Consider the following 17,251-nt stretch of genomic DNA (forward strand, 5'->3'; position numbering starts at 1 on the left):
GAGGTTACTCATCACTCTCATCATAGGTGCGGTCACTGATAATATATCTTGGACGTTGTTTCGTTTCTAGATAGATTTTTCCGATATATTCCCCAATTACACCAAGACTAATCAGCTGAACTCCGCCAAGTAAACTTACAATGGCATATGTACTGGCCCATCCAGCTACTACATTACCAGCAAATTTGCTCCACAAAACCCAGATAATCAACAAAAAACTAAACAGTGAAGTCATAACTCCCAAGCTAGTAATCAAACGGATTGGTTTAATCGATAAGCTAGTAATTCCATCCATAGCTAGACCAAGCATTTTAGAGAGTGGATAGTGGCTCTCACCAGCAATTCGCTCATGCCGTTTATAGGTCACGTAGGAATACTTAAATCCTACAAGAGGCATAATCCCTCGAAGGAACAGATTAACTTCTTTAAACTTGGATAATTCCTGTAGAAATCGTTTTGAGACTAAACGATAATCAGCATGATTAAAAACGACATCCGCTCCAAATAGTTGCATCACTTTATAAAAACCTTCTGCTGTAATACGCTTAAATGCTGAATCCGTATCTCTATTATCACGAACGCCGTAGACTATCTCTGAACCCGTCTTATATTCAGCAATCATCTGATTCATACAATGAATATCATCTTGACCGTCTGCATCAATGGTAATCACGATATCCGCAAATTCTGCAGCTTCATACATTCCAGCAAGGACACTACTTTGATGGCCTCGATTTCGGCTCTGCGAAATACCTACTACATATGGATTTGATGTAGCATATTCTTGGATAAGCTCCCAAGTTTGATCCTTACTGCCATCATTGACATACATGACCTTACTTAATGGATGGACTTCTTGGTTTTTCACAAGCCCCTCAATTTTTCCAACAAACATTGGGTTAGTATGAGGTAATACTTGCTCTTCGTTATAACATGGAATGACGATATATAAAATCGGATTATTTCTACTCATTTTTGACTCCTAACCTTTTAATCCCAAAGGGAAAGTTTGTCCCTCTAAATACCCTTACAATCAATTCACACCCTACTAAAGTCAATATTCCCACAACACTTGTTGTAATATAACCATTCACAAAAATACCGGTGTATCTTGTAGATAATTGTAAAACTAATTTTTCAACCAGTACTAAAACAATCGGAGCATGTACACCATAGTATATTAAGGTTCTTTGACCAATTGATTTCAAGAGAGTCAGTTCAGGGATTGATTTAAAAAATATGAGGGTGGACCATATACCTGAAATTGCAGCAATGTAAAATAAGAGATGGTTCCCTATCTGCTGATAGTAGAGATCAACAATCTGTTTTCCACTCAAATGATAGTTCAATCTACCAACAAATATAGTTAGCAATAAGGCAACTGGTAAATAGTATATTGCAAAAAACTTTTCCAGTTGCGCTAAATATTTTCTCACACCGACACCTAAGAGTGTAAAAATAATGGCTACAGGGACTAGGTCAATATTCCAGATAAGATAAAAATTCCAAGTATAGATTTTTTGTCCTAAAACGACTAGAAGCAAGAGTGATACAATAATCAATAGCCATTGGACAATGGTCCATTTTTTTCTGAGAATAAAGTAACTAAAAACATGTGCTAAGAACATGACATTCAGAAACCATAACTGAAAATAAACATGCAACCGATCTGATAATAATAATTGTTTAGCAAAATGAATAAGATTAAAACTAAACACTTGTTCAGGATACATGACAAAAAGTTGAAAGAGAAAAACAAAAATATTCAGGCAAAAAAAGGGAACAACCAAACTTTTTACCTTGCTAAGAAAATACTCCTTAAATGTTTTGTATTTAGTAACATTTAAAGTAAAACCTGACAAGAAGAAAAATAAGGGGATATGAAAAACATAGAGAAGTATTTTGGCACGAAGAGGTACAAAACTACTGTGCCCTATAATAACAAGTATGATTGCTAGACCCTTAGCCATATCTAGGTAACCTATTCGCTTTTTCATCCTATCTATCTTCTCCTGTTCTTAGTCGATAAAGATTCATATCAGAAGTGACTTCCTCAACTTTTTCAAAATAAACATCTTTCTGGTAATGTTCTTTCATAATTTTTTTTACTCTATCCATATTTCCTGAGGAAGGCGACCAAAAGAATAGGATGTTCTCCTTATCTAAAGCCGATGAAAGAAGATTACTAGGCTCCTCCACATTGTAGTTTTCCATTAATTGATAGTAATGAGGAGAAAAAGTCTGCCAATTACCTAAGGTCGTAGTGTTTCCTATCAACTGATTAGGCTTCCTTCTAATCGTAGCCAAACTAGGTTGGGAATTGACAAGTGTGCCATAGCCACCAAAAACAAGCAATTTATCAGAATGTTTTTCCACTACATCATGGTACTCTGATACCATTGACGATTGGATGATTGGGAACCAATAAAGTTCTTGCCCTATACTATTCACCCAGACCATACTTGCCAGCATTCCTACAAGTTGTAAACTATAAAAAACTCCTCTTTTTTCTAACAGTTTTCTCTTGGTATAAAATAAGGGCGCATAGTAGATGAAAAAGATTAAAAAGCTAATGATAATTGGGATATAGACACGTTCTACTACTCTCTGCCTAACAAATAGTGCACCGATGAGTGCAAATGGAACAAGCGGGAGTAACCAGCCATAGACTTTCTTAGGCTTGAAGAACAAAAACCAGCCAACCATAACAAGAAGAAAGGTTGTCAAAATAATGTTTTGGAAATAATCTTTCACCATCTGAAATACATTAAAGGAGTACTTCTCAGAGAAAGAACGTACTGATTGAATTTTTGTTAACAGCTCATTGTTCAAAGCATCTTTTTCTGCAAACAACCAGTAGGTTGAAGCAGATAAGTCGTTTTCACTGACCCCCAATTCCTGAAATTCCTTGGCATGCTTCTCATAATCAATCGCAGGGAAATCTCTCAAATTGGTACTTAGAGTATTCCAAGTTAGGTATTCTTGAACATCTGGTCTCATTAAGGTATAAATTTTATTGGAAGCAAAGATAAGTAAAATGACAGCAGATAACAAGAATAATTCTTTTTTCTTTTTTCCTTTGATGACTTCAAAAGCTAGGAAGGGGAGTAGAAGCAATAATAAACTGGCAATAATTTGTGGCCTAATCGATAACCCTATTACAGACAAAAGCATTCCCGTTAGGTATTTTCTATCAAATAATAATAGTATAGCTGCTGTCGATAACAAGTAAGCAATTACTGAAAACGAGAAATACTTCATTAAAACCATTTGAAGTAACATTACTAAGGGAAGTAAGAAATAATATTTCTTTCTAAAAAAGAACTCCAAATAGATGCTAAAACTCAAGCAAAAACTGATAGCTAAAAAAATAAAAAAAATATTCCAGTTTGTAAATAATTGTTGAAGAAATACTAAAGCAGATGATAACAAAATTCCAATATAGGGAAGCAACATATTATCACCAGATAATATGGTTTGATTAACCATGATATCATCAACCACTGGATAATCAAACCCCTTAACTACTCTATAGCCATAAAAAACAAGAAATGGTAGCAACAGCAAACCAATTCGAATCACTCTATCAATGATTTGTTTATGATTCATTAAAAACTCTTTCTAAAATAAATATTACCTTATCATTCTATCATATTTCAAAATAAAAATCTGTTGATTTCTGAATAAATACCCTAATAGCCATTTGAATTTTCCTTGGAAAACCAGTATAATGAAAGAATACTAAAATGCTAGAAGGGGAGTTAGATGAATCAATCGGTTTCAAACTTAAAATTGGCTGAGCGTGGTGCCATTATCAGCATTTTGACCTATCTATTCTTGTCTGCAGCTAAGCTAGCAACCGGACACTTGCTCCATTCATCCAGTTTGGTGGCAGATGGTTTTAACAACGTTTCAGATATTGTCGGAAACGTGGCCCTTCTCATCGGGATTCGTTTGGCTCGCCAACCGGCAGATAGAGATCATCGCTTCGGCCACTGGAAAATAGAGGACTTGGCAAGTCTCATCACTTCCATCATCATGTTTTACGTTGGTTTTGATGTTCTACGCGACACCATTCAAAAGATACTCAGCCGAGAGCAAACGGTCATTGATCCACTTGGGGCGACTCTGGGAGTCAGCTCTGCCATCATCATGTTTGCAGTTTATCTCTACAATACCCATCTGAGTAAGCAATCTAAGTCCAAAGCTCTCAAGGCAGCAGCCAAGGATAATTTGACAGATGCCGTAACATCACTTGGAACATCTATTGCTATCCTAGCCAGCAGCTTCAATTATCCAATCGTGGATAAGTTGGTTGCCATTATCATTACCTTCTTTATTCTGAAGACTGCTTATGATATCTTTATCGAGTCATCCTTCAGCCTTTCGGACGGTTTTGATGAACACTTGCTTGAAGATTACCAAAAGGCTATCATGGAAATTCCTAAGATTAGCAAGGTCAAATCTCAACGCGGTCGTACTTACGGAAGCAACATTTATCTGGACATTACTCTGGAAATGAACCCAGATCTCTCTGTTTATGAGAGTCATGAAATTGCGGACCAGGTTGAATCAATGTTATCAGATCGATTTGGTGTCTTTGATACAGACATTCATATCGAACCAGCACCAATCCCTGATGATGAAATCCTAGATAATGTCTATAAAAAATTGCTCATGAGAGAGCAACTAATCGACCAAGGAAATCAACTGGAAGAGTTACTTGCAGAAGATTTCATTTATATCCGCCAGGACGGACAAGAACTGGACAAGGATGCCTATAAGGCTGAAAAAGAACTGACCTCTGCCATTAAAGAGCTTCATTTAACCTCTATCAGCCAGAAAACAAAACTCATCCGCTACCAAGTCGGTGATACCATTCATACCAGCATCTGGCGCCGTCACGAAACTTGGCAAAATATTTTCCATCAGGAAACGAAAAAAGAAAAAGACTAAAAATGAGGCCGGGATAATTCCCAACCTCATTTTTCATGTTTATTTTGCAACGCTCTTAGCAAGAACGAAGTTTCCTAGTGTAGCTGAACCATTGCCAGCAACAGCTGGAGTCACGATATAGTCACGTACATCTGGAACTGGTAGGTAGCCATTGAGTAGGGCTGTAAATTTCTCACGTACACGGTCAAGCATATGTTGTTGAGCCATAACCCCACCACCAAAGACGATGACATCTGGACGGAAAGTTACAGTCGCATTCACTGCGGCTTGAGCAATGTAGTAGGCTTGAACATCCCAGACAGAGTTGTTGAGTTCAATGTTTTCCCCACGAACACCTGTACGAGCTTCCAAACTTGGACCAGCTGCATAACCTTCCAAACATCCATTATGGAAAGGACAAACACCTTTAAATTCTTTTTCAATATCCATTGGGTGTCTAGCCACATAATAATGACCCATCTCAGGGTGACCAACACCGCCAATAAACTCACCACGTTGGATAACACCTGCACCGATACCTGTACCGATTGTGTAGTAAACCAAGTTTTCGATACGGCCACCAGCATTGTTACGGGCAACCACTTCACCGTATGCAGAACTATTTACGTCTGTCGTGAAATACATCGGAACGTTTAGAGCTCGACGAAGAGCACCAAGCAAGTCGACATTTGCCCAGTTAGGTTTTGGAGTTGTTGTGATAAATCCGTAAGTTTTTGAGTTTTTATCGATATCGATTGGACCAAATGAACCAATGGCAAGTCCTGCAAGATTGTCGAACTTTGAGAAAAACTCGATAGTTTTATCGATTGTCTCGATAGGAGTTGTTGTTGGGAATTGTGTTTTTTCTACAATATTAAAGTTTTCATCTCCGACAGCACAGACAAATTTTGTACCGCCTGCTTCCAAACTTCCGTATAGTTTTGTCATGATTAACCTCTTGTATTTATTTTCTTTATTATAGCATAATTCCAGAAGGAAAGTTGCTCTATATTTTAGTTTTTCCTCTGTAAATTTTACCATTCAATCAAAAACGAACAAACATGACATTTGTTCGTTTTATTGATTTATTAAGCTTTAACTTCAATGACTGCATCACCCTTAGCAACTGATCCAGAAGCAACTGGATTTACTGAAGCAAAGTCCGCAGTGTTTGTCACGATAACCATTGTTGTATTATCAAGGCCTGCAGCAGCAATCTTAGCTGAATCAAATGTTCCAAGAACATCTCCAGCTTTAACCTTGTCACCTTGAGCAACTTTTTGGTCAAATCCTTCACCGTTCATTGAAACAGTGTCGATACCCACGTGGATCAAGATTTCAGCTCCGTTTGCAGTTTTCAAACCATAAGCATGTCCTGTTGGGAAGACGATTGTCACTTCAGCATCAGCTGGTGCATAAACAACATCTTGACTAGGTTTTACAGCGATACCTTGTCCCATAGCTCCACTTGAGAAGACTGGGTCGTTCACATCAGCAAGAGCTACAACGTCACCAACGATTGGAGTTTGGATGACACCTTCGCTAGGAGCAACAACAGTACCAGTTACCGCTTCGTCAGCCAAACGTTCAGTTGTAGTTTCTGAAGCTACTTCTGCTTCATCTTCATAACCAAACATGTAAGTAAGAGCGAAACCAAGAGCAAACGATACAGCTACCATAAGAAGGTATTGTGGGAGTTGTCCGTTACCAATGTAAAGCATTGTACCTGGGATGATAGTGATACCATTACCTGTACCAGCAAGACCAAGGATTGAAGCAAGTCCACCACCGACTGCACCAGCGATCAATGAAAGGAAGAATGGTTTACGGAAACGCAAGTTAACCCCGAAGATAGCAGGCTCAGTAATACCTAGGAAGGCAGAAAGAGCAGCTGGGAAAGCAAGTGTTTTAAGTTTTGGATTTTTAGTTTTCACACCAACGGCTACAGTAGCAGCACCTTGAGCAGTCATGGCAGCTGTGATAATAGCGTTGAATGGGTTGACATGGTCAGCAGCAAGCAATTGAACTTCAAGCAAGTTGAAGATGTGGTGAACACCTGATACGACGATAACTTGGTGAACTCCACCAATCAAGAAACCACCAAGACCAAATGGCAAGTTAAGGATAGCTTTTGTTCCAAGAAGAATGTAGTTTTCAACAACGTGGAAGACTGGTCCGATGATAAACAAACCAAGAATTGACATTACGAGAAGTGTTACGAATGGTGTTACCAAGAGATCAAGTACATCTGGAACCACTTTACGAACAGCTTTTTCAAACTTAGCTCCGACAACCCCGATGATGAAGGCTGGAAGAACTGAACCTTGCAAACCAACAACTGGGATAAATCCGAAGAAGTTCATAGCAGTTACTTCACCACCAGAAGCAACAGCCCAGGCATTTGGAAGTGAACCTGAAACGAGCATCATACCAAGAACGATACCAACGGCTGGGTTACCACCGAATACACGGAAGGTTGACCAAACAACCAAACCTGGCAAGATGATAAAGGCTGTGTCAGTCAAAATTTGAGTGTAAGTTGTCACATCTTCAGGAAGTGTCATTCCAAGAGCATTCAAGAGCCCACGAACACCCATGAAGAGACCAGTTGCTACGATAACTGGAATGATTGGAACAAAGACGTCACCAAAAGTACGGATGGCACGTTGGAACCAATTTCCTTGTTTAGCAGCTTCTGCCTTCATCTCATCCTTAGATGTCGTTGGCAAACCAAGAGCTACGACTTCGTCGTACATCTTGTTTACTGTACCTGTACCAAAAATGATTTGGTATTGACCTGAGTTAAAGAAAGCACCTTGAACTTTTTCCAAGTTCTCGATAGCATCTTTGTTGATCTTCGCTTCATCTTTCACCATAACACGAAGGCGAGTCGCACAGTGGGCTACACTGTTAACGTTCTCACGTCCACCCAAAGCTTCGATGACTTTTTTTGCAATTTCTGTATTGGTCATTTGCAAAAATCTCCTTATAAAAAAATTTGTTCTTGTTTGAAAGCGATTTTACTCGCCTCACGAATATTATTCTATCACGTTTAAAAAATATGTCAAGCGTTTTGCAGAAAAAATTTTGCTATTTTTTATTTTTTGATTGTTTTTGCTATTTTTTTCATCAACACAGCATAACACCCTCTAAAATCAAGGTCTTTACTTTAAAGTTTTCAAAAACTTCCATGTTTTCATCATTTTTCATAAAATTACCTTCCTAGATTCTGTCAATCGTTTGACATTTTTTTCTTTAATTTAGTGTAAAAGACTTGCTTTTTTATAAGGAAACGTTTACTATTAGGATAGTAGAATTTATGGAGGAAATAGAAATGGAATGGACTACTGAACGTCGTTACAGACGTTATGAAGATTGGACACAAGAAGAAAGAAAAGAAATCCAAGAAAAGATGGCGCAATCCCCATGGCATGTCAGCTATCACATTGAACCAAAGGAAGGACTTCTCAACGATCCAAACGGTTTTTCTTATTTTGATGGTAAGTGGATTGTCTTTTACCAAAACTTCCCCTTTGGAGCAGCCCACGGCTTGAAATCTTGGGTTCAACTTGAGAGTGATGATTTGGTGCACTTTACTGAAACAGGTGTTAAAATCTTACCTGATACTCCACTGGATAGCCACGGCGCTTACTCAGGATCTGCTATGCAGTTTGATAATAAATTGTTCCTATTCTATACAGGAAATGTCCGTGATGAAAATTGGGTACGCCACCCTTATCAGATTGGTGCCTTGATGGATAAGGATGGAAATATTAAAAAGATTGATAAGGTCTTGATTGATCAGCCTGCTGATGCTACTGACCACTTCCGCGATCCACAGATTTTCAACTTTAAAGGACAATACTACGCTATCGTTGGTGGTCAAGACTTGGAGAAAAAAGGTTTTGTCCGTCTCTACAAAGCGGTCGATAACGATTATACAAACTGGCAAGAAGTTGGTGATTTGGACTTTAACAACGACCGTACTGCCTATATGATGGAGTGCCCGAACCTCGTCTTTGTTGGAGAACAGCCTGTCCTTCTCTACTGTCCACAAGGTTTGGATAAAAAGGTTCTTGACTATGATAATATCTATCCAAATATGTACAAAATCGGTGCTTCCTTTGATCCTGAAAATGCACGTATGATTGATGTTTCTGAACTTCACAATCTTGATTATGGTTTTGAAGCCTATGCTACTCAAGCTTTTAACGCTCCTGATGGTCGCGCCCTAGCAGTCAGCTGGCTTGGTTTACCAGATGTTTCTTACCCATCTGACCGTTTTGACCACCAAGGAACTTTTTCATTAGTCAAAGAACTTACCATTAAAGATGGCAAACTCTATCAGTACCCTGTAGCAGCTATCCAGGACCTCCGAGCTTCAAAAGAGGAATTTTCAAATCGTTCTGAAACTAAAAATACCTATGAACTTGAGCTTAACCTTGAAGCAAATAGCCAAAGCGAAATCGTTCTTCTTGCTGATAAAGACGGTAAGGGACTCTCTATCAATTTTGACCTTGTCAATGGTCAAGTTACCGTTGACCGCAGTAAAGCAGGTGAGCAATATGCTCAAGAATTTGGAACTACTCGCTCTTGCTCAGTTACTAATCAAGCAACTACTGTCAATATCTTCATCGACAACTCAGTCTTTGAAATCTTTATCAATAAAGGAGAAAAAGTATTTTCTGGTCGTGTCTTCCCTCTCGAAGATCAAAATGGAATCCTCATTAAATCTGGAAACCCAACTGGAACATACTACAAATTAGAATATGGTCGCAAAACTAACTGATGTCGCAAAATTAGCTGGCGTCAGCCCTACTACTGTTTCACGTGTCATCAACAAAAAGGGGTATCTTTCAGAAAAAACCATTCAAAAGGTTAATGAAGCTATGCGTGAGCTGGGCTATAAACCCAACAACCTAGCTCGCAGTCTTCAAGGAAAGTCTGCCAAGTTAATTGGGCTCATTTTCCCTAAAATCAGCCATGTTTTCTATGCTGAATTGATTGACAAATTGGAACACGAACTCTTCAAAAAAGGTTACAAGACCATCATCTGTAATAGTGAACACGATTCGGAAAAAGAACGCGAATACATCGAAATGTTAGAAGCCAACCAGGTGGACGGCATCATTTCGGGAAGTCACAACCTTGGGATTGAGGATTACAATCGCGTAACCGCTCCGATCATTTCATTTGACCGTAACCTATCACCAGACATACCTGTCGTTTCTTCTGACAACTATGCTGGTGGTGTCCTAGCCGCTCAGACCTTGGCTAAAACCGGAGCCAAATCTATTATCATGATTACAGGAAATGACAATTCCAATTCACCAACTGGACTTCGTCATGCTGGTTTTGCTTCAATCTTGCCAAAGGCTCCTATTATCAATGTTTCCAGTGACTTTTCACCCCTTCGTAAGGAAATGGAAATTAAAAATATCCTGACCAAACAAAAACCAGATGCGATTTTCGCCTCTGATGATTTGACTGCTATTTTGGTTATTAAGATTGCTCAGGAGCTTGGTCTCTCTGTTCCTGAACAACTCAAGGTGATCGGATATGACGGGACTTATTTCATTGAGAATTTCTACCCTCACCTCACTACCATTAAACAACCCTTGGAAGAGATTGCTCGCCTAACAGTTGATTTGCTCTTACAAAAAATTGAAGGCAAAGAGGTTGCTACTACTGGTTATTTCTTGCCGGTTAGTCTCTTGCCAGGTAAAAGTATTTAAACAAAAAACTCGGACTGAATCAGTCTGAGTTTTTCTTATGATCTTAATTTTTTCAAAAGAGTTTGTGCTTTTTCTAGATTAAAAGTTTTTTCAGCAATCAAGCTTTCCACTAGTTTAGGTACTTCTGCCTCAGTCGCACCTGCTAAAAGCGCTAGAGATTTTGCTTGAAGTTTCATGTGTCCGTGTTGGATTCCTGTACTGACCAGAGCCTTAAGTGCTGCAAAGTTTTGAGCGAGACCAATCGAAACGATAATTTGGGCCAATTCTTTCGCTGATGGATGACCTAGCAAGTCATGGCTGAGAACGACTCGAGGATTGAGACCAATTGATCCCCCCTTGGTAGCAACTGGCATCGGCAGAGTCATCTCTCCAATCAGTTCTTCTGTTTCCAAATCCATCGTCCAACGACTAAGACCTCGATAAGCACCATCATGACTGGCATAGGCATGCGCTCCTGCTTCGATGGCACGCCAATCATTTCCTGTCGCAATCAAGAGAGCATCGATTCCGTTAAAAATTCCCTTATTGTGGGTCGCTGCCCTGTAAGGATCTGCTTGGGCAAACTGGCTGGCTAAAACTATTTTTTCTGCCAACTCACGCGCTTCATCCTTCTGGCGACTCAAATAACGAAAGGCGATACGACAAGTTGCAGTTACTAGAGAATCTGTTGCATAGTTGGACAAAATGCCCATTAAACTTTGCCCTTGACTTAGAACCTCTAAGCTAGGTTTTAAAGCTTCAAGCATGGTATTGAGCATATTAGCTCCCATTGCTTCTTGAGTATCTACATGGAGATAAACCACTAAAAAGTCAGCCTCACCAGAAATTTTCTCAATTTTTAGCTCTCTCGCTCCACCACCACGTTTGACAATAGAGGGATAGGCTTGGTTTGCTTGTTCGAGCAACTCTGCTTTTTGACTCAGAATAGCCTGACAAGCTTTATCCCTATCTGGAACTTGATAAAGAGCTACCTGACCAATCATTTGGCGTTGATGAACCTGAGCAGTAAAACCACCCGCACGTTTGATAATCTTACTTGCAAAACTAGCTGCAGCAACGACAGATGGCTCTTCGGTCACATAAGGAACTGTGTACTCTTGATCATTTACCAACACTTCTGGAACTACTGAGTATGGAAGTGAGAAGGTCCCCACTACATTTTCACTCAGTTGGTCCGCAACTGCTATACTAAGATTTTCATTTTGCTCAAGACTTTCTTGGGCTTCCATAGAAGTAAGCGCCTGAGACTTAACGAACTCAAGGCGCTCTTGAATTGATTTTTTAGCAAATCCATTCCAATTATTTTTCATTATTTTTCAACCTTGCTGTAGCGACGTTGGTGTTCTACAATCTCAACCAGAGCATAGTCCTGTCCCTCATAGCCTGACATGGTTGCAGAACCGGACTCATCCAAGTTTGCTTCCTCAAAGAAGATTCGTTCATAATCAGCTACGCTCAATGCTTGACGCTGGTCTAGCAATTCTAAGCGATTTTTCTGCAATTGTTGTTCATAGCCTTCAACCAATTCCACACTGAAGAACTCAGATACAGCACCACTTCCGTAGCTATAGAGAGCTAACTTGTCCCCTGCTTTGAGACTATCAGAATTTTCAAGAAGAGACAAGAGGCCTAAAAAGAGTGAACCTGTGTAGATGTTCCCAACCTTTTGGCTATAAATAATAGACTCATCAAAGTGTTTTTGGAGTAAATCCTTTTTCTCTTGAGGTAGAGATTTATCAAGAATTTTTTTCAATCCCTTGAGAGCTAGCTTAGGATAAGGCAAGTGGAAACAAATAGCCTCAAAATCATCCAAAGTACAGTTATAACGCTTTTGATACTCTTCCCAAGTCGTTTTTAAGCTATCCAAATACTGCTGTGTTGAGTAGACTCCATTTACAAATGGTGTCGTTGAATAATTTGGACGCCAAAAGTCCATAATATCACGAGTCTGCGCAACGTTATCGTTGTTGAAGACCATAACACGTGGATTTTGGCTAATCAACATGGCAACACACCCTGCACCTTGAGTTGGTTCCCCAGGAGTTTCGACACCATATTTTGCAATATCACTAGCTAGTACCAAAACTTTTGATTTAGGAGAATTTTCTACGTGTAACTTAGCATAGTGAAGGGCCGCAGTTGCACCATAGCAGGCTTCCTTGATTTCAAAACTGCGTGCAAAAGGTTGAATTCCAAGTAGACCGTGTACAAAAACCGCAGCCGCCTTACTTTGATCGACTCCAGATTCTGTCGCTACGATAACCATATCAATCTCTTGCTTATCTTCTTCAGTCAGGATAGAATTTCCTGCACTGGCAGCCAAAGTAACAATATCCTCTGTTAAAGGAGCAATACTCAATTCTTTTAAAAGGAGTCCTTTACTCAATTTTTCAGGATCAGTCCCTCGAGCTTCTGCTAAATCTTGTAATTTCAAAACGTATTGACTGGTCGCAAAACCAATCTTATCAATACCGATTGTCATATTTACCTCTATTTTTATCATTCATTGTAAAAATTCGTTCACCTCTATTTTATCACAATTGAGGTCAAATGAGCGAAAAAAGACTTGATTCCCCAAATCAAGTTTACTCATAAATTTAAACATCAGACTTTAATCAAGCAATGTCCTAGCATAAACCGATCAGCACAAAAAAATCGAGTCTTAAGCAGCCCGATTCTTTTTAAGATGATAGTACAATTTGAGGACAACCGTTCCACTCGCCATTCCTATAGAGATAACAAGAGCCAACATCATCACCAACATTGCACTGGCAATGGCGTTTCTATAGTCGCCTGTCACAAAAAATGAAGTCGTTCGATAGGACAGATATCCTGGCACTAGAGGCGCCAAGGTAGCAAGAGCAAAGACAACTGCTGGTGTTTTATAGATAATACTCATAATCTGGCTAAGACAAGAACCAATCACAGCAGCAATAAAGGTCGCCATAATCACATTTGTCGGCTCCTTGAGGAGCAAATAAAGTAGCCAGATGAACATTCCCAAAACACCGCCGGGAATAAGCATGGAACGTTGGACATTTAAAACGATTAAAAACGTGATAATGGCAAGCAAACTTGCCAGAGCTTGCAATAAAAATGTTGTTAGTGTCATATTAGTTCATTAGTACGAGGGCGACTGATGTTCCAGCCCCTAAAGCTAGGGTAATCAGCAAGGATTCAAACATCTTGCTCATACCAGAGTTGATGTGGTTGGTCATAATATCTCTTACAGCATTGGTCAAGGCAATCCCTGGCACAAAGGGCATGACCGCGCCAGCAATAACCAAATCAGCTGTCGATGGTAAACCTGAATAACGCGCCCAGAATTGTGCAATCAAGCCAAAGACGAAGGCCCCTGCAAAAGCTGTCATAAAGGGAATACGGATAAATTTTTCGACATAGAGCGAACAGGTGAAGGCAAACAAGGTCGCCACTCCTGCCCCAATCGCATCGTAAGGATTTCCCCCAAACATGATGGAGAAAAATGGAGCACTCAGAGTCGCTGCCACTGTTAACTGGACATTGGTATAGGGAGAAGGTTTTGTATTTAATTCCTTCAGCTCAATGAAAGCTGCCTCTAAATTAAGCTGGCCAGCCACGATCTGGCGTGAAATCTGATTGACATCACAAACCTTTTCAATATTATAGGAAGAGGAAGTAACCCGCTTCATACGAGAGATATTGGTATTTTCAATAGAGAAGAAAATGGCTGCAGGCATAGCTAGGACATTGCAATCCATAATGCCTTGCGAGTGCGCAATACGAATCATAGTATCCTCGACACGATGGATCTCAGAGCCATTGCGAAGCAGAATCGTTCCTGCAAGCATAATGACATCAATAACTGCATTCAGTTTTTTTGATTCGTCCATATTTCCCTCCTTGATAAGCTTCTTTTATTTTATCACAAATTTGAAGGAAAAAAAATCTTTGTCACAAAAACTGTGACAAAGATTGGTTAGTTATTTGTGCTATGTTCGTCCACATGAGTTTGCGAAGACGAAGATGGTGTTGTTGGACCTTGTGATGGCACTGTATTGTCCGTTCTATTAGTATTGCGCTGGCTTGAAGATGGGACAGAAGATGATGATGGTGGTGTTTTCGGTTTATAAATAGAAATCTTAATACGAGTTGTACTTAAGTCTATTTTTTCACCTGGTTTTGGACTTTGATCCAAAACGGTTTCTTCGGCAGTTCCCTCAGGTGCTGTCGTCACCTCTACTACCTCGATATTAGCCTCCTTCACACCTACAATTTGAATCAAGTTGTTCTTTGTAAATTCAAGACTTGAACCAATGTAGCCTGGCATAGAAACAGTTGTCACCTTTTTAGCAACAGTCAAAACAATAGGGGTCGCTTTGGTGAGATCATAGGTCGTACCTTCTGAGAGACTTTGTTTAAAAATCACCCCTGGTTCCCATTCACTGGTCTCTTCTTCCTCAATCTTAATCAGATTTTCGGGAACTTTGTTCTCCTTCAACTTAGCAATGACATCTGTAGATTTCTTACCAATGTAATCACCAATCTTAAAGGATTGCTTACCAGTTGAAATAATCAGATTAATCTTACTTCCCTCTTTACGGCTACTACCTGCCTCAGGATCCGTGCGAATGACACGACCTTTCTCCACTGTTTCGCTTGCCTCAGTTTTTTCATCACCAACTTCAAAGTTTGCTTTCTTCAAGGTTTCCTTGGCCTCAGCAACTGTTTGACCTGCTACATTTGGAATATCAATGGTAGCTGGTGTTCTGGATAAAATCCAGACAAGGGAAGCCAGGACCAATACGAAGCTTGCCAAGAGAACTAGATAACGTGCCTTAAAGCGACGTTTTTTCACTGGTTTTTCCAGCGGCTCTTTCGCAGCAACCTCTGGATTGACTCTAGCAGTCTGAGAAATTTCTGGCTGTGGTTGAACCTTTGGAATCGATGTTAAGGTTGTCTGAGGAACTTTTGGCAAGGTCTTGGTATCTGCCTTACTAGCATCATCAAAAACAAGTTTAGGTTCATTTCTGCGGTTATAAGATAGACTGCTAGATAAATCAACATACATCTCTGAAACCGACTGGTATCGATCAGTCAATTTCTTAGCCGTTGCCTTGATAACCACATTCTCCAAAGCTTGAGGAACAGATGGGTTTTCAGCGATAACTGACGGCAGTGGTTTCTGGAAATGCTGGAGGGCGATGGTTACTGCACTATCGCCATCATATGGGATATGTCCTGTCAGCATTTCATAGAAGATAATCCCCATGGCATAGATGTCACTTTGGACCGTTGCTTTAGAACCACGAGCCTGCTCAGGTGACAAGTAATGCACAGAACCCAACATAGAGTTGGTCTGAGTCAGACTGGTCTCTGCAAAGGCTACGGCAATTCCAAAGTCCGTTACCTTGGCCGTCCCATCCGGAGTTAAAAGAATGTTTTGAGGTTTTAAGTCACGATGGACAATACCTTTAGTGTGCGCTAAGCGCATCGCTAAGAGAATCTGACCCATAATACGGACAGCTTCTTCATTTGATAGGGGATAGTGTTCTTTGATATAGCGCTTGAGATCAAGACCGGCTACATATTCCATAGCCAGGTACTGTTGACCGTCCTCTTCGCCGATATCCGTTATCCGAACGATATGGGGATGATCTAAGTCAGCCATTGCACGCGCTTCACGCTGAAAACGAGCAACAGCAATCGGGTCAGTCTGGTAGTTAGTCCTTAGGACCTTTACAGCTACCTCTTCCCCGTCTAAAATCAAATCCTTGGCCAGGTAGACATCCGCCATACCTCCACGGCCAATTTGTTTGACAATCCGATACCGCCCGGCAAAAATCTTGCCGATCTGGATCATTGTGCCGCCTCCTCCTCAATCGAAACAAGGGCAACTGTAATATTATCAAGGCCACCAGCATTGTTAGCAAAACGAATCAAGGTCGCCGCTTTATCATCAAGTGAGATATCACTTGTGACAATATCACAGATTTCACTAGCTGAAATCATATTTGTCAGACCATCGCTATTGAGCAAGAGATAGTCTCCTGCTTCCAAACTGACAATTCCTAAGTCAGGTTGAATTTCGTCTTTTTGTCCGATAGATTGGGTGATAATATTTTTTTGTGGATGCGCTTCTGCCTCTTCTGGTGTCAGTTGACCTGCCTTGAGCAATTCGTTAACCAAGGAATGATCACTTGTCAGTTGACGGTACTCTTCCCCTCGAATGAGACCGATTCTAGAATCTCCGATATGGGCATAAATTGCCTGATTTCCGATAACCGCAAGAGCTTCGAGGGTTGTCCCCATTCCCTTGTAGGCTTCATCTCGTCCTAGTTGATAAATCTTTTGATTTTCAACTTCTAGATGGTGGGCAAACCATTCGCGAACTTCATTAACGGTGTCGATCTGGGTATCTACCCATGACACACCCAAGTCAGTCACAGCCATTTCGCTAGCAATATTTCCTGCGCGATGACCTCCCATCCCATCAGCCAAGATGATCATCGTGCGACCGGCACGGTTGACAAAAAGATTGACATAGTCTTGATTATTTGTACGCTTCTGACCCACATCTGTTAATAATGAAATCTCCATTG

General features: G+C 40.2%; 14 protein-coding genes. 3 read left to right on the plus strand and 11 right to left on the minus strand.

Features of this window, described 5'->3' with window-relative positions; genetic code table 11:
* Positions 1 to 4: 4 nt before the first annotated feature.
* The 3 genes from HMPREF2987_RS03175 to HMPREF2987_RS03185 are packed head-to-tail and all read right to left on the minus strand — an operon-like array spanning position 5 to position 3,609.
* The gene (locus HMPREF2987_RS03175; RefSeq protein WP_075229302.1) at positions 5 to 973 is read right to left on the minus strand and encodes a glycosyltransferase family 2 protein; all 969 of its coding nucleotides are present in this window, start codon (positions 971 to 973) and stop codon (positions 5 to 7) included.
* Positions 966 to 1,997, minus strand: coding sequence for an acyltransferase family protein (locus HMPREF2987_RS03180; RefSeq protein ID WP_075229303.1), 1,032 nt, complete (start codon positions 1,995 to 1,997; stop codon positions 966 to 968). The genes HMPREF2987_RS03175 and HMPREF2987_RS03180 overlap by 8 nt, the downstream gene beginning before the upstream one ends.
* A gap of 1 nt (position 1,998) precedes the next feature.
* Entirely contained in the window at positions 1,999 to 3,609 is a 1,611-nt protein-coding gene (locus HMPREF2987_RS03185) for a hypothetical protein (RefSeq protein WP_075229304.1), read from the minus strand.
* 156 nt (positions 3,610 to 3,765) lie between these two features.
* On the opposite strand from HMPREF2987_RS03185, the gene HMPREF2987_RS03190 reads away from it, so the two are divergent.
* Positions 3,766 to 4,956: a cation diffusion facilitator family transporter gene (locus HMPREF2987_RS03190; protein ID WP_075229305.1), complete on the plus strand. Its 1,191-nt coding sequence runs from the start codon at positions 3,766 to 3,768 to the stop codon at positions 4,954 to 4,956.
* Positions 4,957 to 4,995: 39 nt separating this feature from the next.
* On the opposite strand, the gene scrK is transcribed toward HMPREF2987_RS03190, so the two are convergent.
* The gene (gene scrK / locus HMPREF2987_RS03195) at positions 4,996 to 5,883 is read right to left on the minus strand and encodes a fructokinase ScrK (RefSeq protein WP_075229306.1); all 888 of its coding nucleotides are present in this window, start codon (positions 5,881 to 5,883) and stop codon (positions 4,996 to 4,998) included.
* Between the two features lie 140 nt (positions 5,884 to 6,023).
* Positions 6,024 to 7,907 carry a sucrose-specific PTS transporter subunit IIBC gene (locus HMPREF2987_RS03200; protein WP_075229307.1) on the minus strand — a complete coding sequence of 628 codons (1,884 nt, stop codon included), beginning with the start codon at positions 7,905 to 7,907 and terminating at the stop codon, positions 6,024 to 6,026.
* A 362-nt stretch (positions 7,908 to 8,269) separates the two neighbouring features.
* On the opposite strand from HMPREF2987_RS03200, the gene HMPREF2987_RS03205 reads away from it, so the two are divergent.
* On the plus strand, positions 8,270 to 9,724 hold the full coding sequence (locus tag HMPREF2987_RS03205; RefSeq protein ID WP_075229308.1) for a sucrose-6-phosphate hydrolase: 1,455 nt from the start codon (positions 8,270 to 8,272) through the stop codon (positions 9,722 to 9,724).
* The gene (locus HMPREF2987_RS03210) at positions 9,705 to 10,670 is read left to right on the plus strand and encodes a LacI family DNA-binding transcriptional regulator (protein ID WP_075229309.1); all 966 of its coding nucleotides are present in this window, start codon (positions 9,705 to 9,707) and stop codon (positions 10,668 to 10,670) included. Before HMPREF2987_RS03205 ends, HMPREF2987_RS03210 begins: the two co-directional genes overlap by 20 nt.
* Before the next feature lie 35 nt (positions 10,671 to 10,705).
* Here HMPREF2987_RS03210 and HMPREF2987_RS03215 read toward each other — a convergent pair whose 3' ends face one another.
* The 6 genes from HMPREF2987_RS03215 to HMPREF2987_RS03240 form a co-directional block, all read right to left on the minus strand.
* Positions 10,706 to 11,980 (minus strand): hydroxymethylglutaryl-CoA reductase, degradative, encoded by a 1,275-nt coding sequence (locus HMPREF2987_RS03215; protein ID WP_075229310.1) that lies wholly within the window; start codon positions 11,978 to 11,980, stop codon positions 10,706 to 10,708.
* Positions 11,980 to 13,152: a hydroxymethylglutaryl-CoA synthase gene (locus tag HMPREF2987_RS03220; RefSeq protein ID WP_075229311.1), complete on the minus strand. Its 1,173-nt coding sequence runs from the start codon at positions 13,150 to 13,152 to the stop codon at positions 11,980 to 11,982. Before HMPREF2987_RS03220 ends, HMPREF2987_RS03215 begins: the two co-directional genes overlap by 1 nt.
* Positions 13,153 to 13,332: 180 nt before the next feature.
* Complete coding sequence (locus HMPREF2987_RS03225) at positions 13,333 to 13,782, minus strand: threonine/serine exporter family protein (protein ID WP_075229312.1); 450 nt, start codon at positions 13,780 to 13,782, stop codon at positions 13,333 to 13,335.
* A 1-nt stretch (position 13,783) separates the two neighbouring features.
* Complete coding sequence (locus HMPREF2987_RS03230; protein WP_075229313.1) at positions 13,784 to 14,542, minus strand: threonine/serine exporter family protein; 759 nt, start codon at positions 14,540 to 14,542, stop codon at positions 13,784 to 13,786.
* 86 nt (positions 14,543 to 14,628) lie between these two features.
* Positions 14,629 to 16,512, minus strand: coding sequence for a Stk1 family PASTA domain-containing Ser/Thr kinase (pknB, locus tag HMPREF2987_RS03235; protein ID WP_075229314.1), 1,884 nt, complete (start codon positions 16,510 to 16,512; stop codon positions 14,629 to 14,631).
* Positions 16,509 to 17,249 carry a Stp1/IreP family PP2C-type Ser/Thr phosphatase gene (locus tag HMPREF2987_RS03240; protein ID WP_075229315.1) on the minus strand — a complete coding sequence of 247 codons (741 nt, stop codon included), beginning with the start codon at positions 17,247 to 17,249 and terminating at the stop codon, positions 16,509 to 16,511. The genes pknB and HMPREF2987_RS03240 overlap by 4 nt, the downstream gene beginning before the upstream one ends.
* Positions 17,250 to 17,251: the final 2 nt, after the last annotated feature.

The organism is Streptococcus sp. HMSC067H01 (assembly GCF_001814775.1).
Lineage (GTDB): Bacteria > Bacillota > Bacilli > Lactobacillales > Streptococcaceae > Streptococcus.

Coding starts and splice junctions, on each gene's coding strand:
- HMPREF2987_RS03175 (WP_075229302.1), bottom strand. CDS start 973: ATGAGTAGAAATAATCCGATTTTATATATCGTCATTCCATGTTATAAC.
- HMPREF2987_RS03180 (WP_075229303.1), bottom strand. CDS start 1,997: ATGAAAAAGCGAATAGGTTACCTAGATATGGCTAAGGGTCTAGCAATC.
- HMPREF2987_RS03185 (WP_075229304.1), bottom strand. CDS start 3,609: ATGAATCATAAACAAATCATTGATAGAGTGATTCGAATTGGTTTGCTG.
- HMPREF2987_RS03190 (WP_075229305.1), top strand. CDS start 3,766: ATGAATCAATCGGTTTCAAACTTAAAATTGGCTGAGCGTGGTGCCATT.
- scrK (WP_075229306.1), bottom strand. CDS start 5,883: ATGACAAAACTATACGGAAGTTTGGAAGCAGGCGGTACAAAATTTGTC.
- HMPREF2987_RS03200 (WP_075229307.1), bottom strand. CDS start 7,907: ATGACCAATACAGAAATTGCAAAAAAAGTCATCGAAGCTTTGGGTGGA.
- HMPREF2987_RS03205 (WP_075229308.1), top strand. CDS start 8,270: ATGGAATGGACTACTGAACGTCGTTACAGACGTTATGAAGATTGGACA.
- HMPREF2987_RS03210 (WP_075229309.1), top strand. CDS start 9,705: ATGGTCGCAAAACTAACTGATGTCGCAAAATTAGCTGGCGTCAGCCCT.
- HMPREF2987_RS03215 (WP_075229310.1), bottom strand. CDS start 11,980: ATGAAAAATAATTGGAATGGATTTGCTAAAAAATCAATTCAAGAGCGC.
- HMPREF2987_RS03220 (WP_075229311.1), bottom strand. CDS start 13,152: ATGACAATCGGTATTGATAAGATTGGTTTTGCGACCAGTCAATACGTT.
- HMPREF2987_RS03225 (WP_075229312.1), bottom strand. CDS start 13,782: ATGACACTAACAACATTTTTATTGCAAGCTCTGGCAAGTTTGCTTGCC.
- HMPREF2987_RS03230 (WP_075229313.1), bottom strand. CDS start 14,542: ATGGACGAATCAAAAAAACTGAATGCAGTTATTGATGTCATTATGCTT.
- pknB (WP_075229314.1), bottom strand. CDS start 16,512: ATGATCCAGATCGGCAAGATTTTTGCCGGGCGGTATCGGATTGTCAAA.
- HMPREF2987_RS03240 (WP_075229315.1), bottom strand. CDS start 17,249: ATGGAGATTTCATTATTAACAGATGTGGGTCAGAAGCGTACAAATAAT.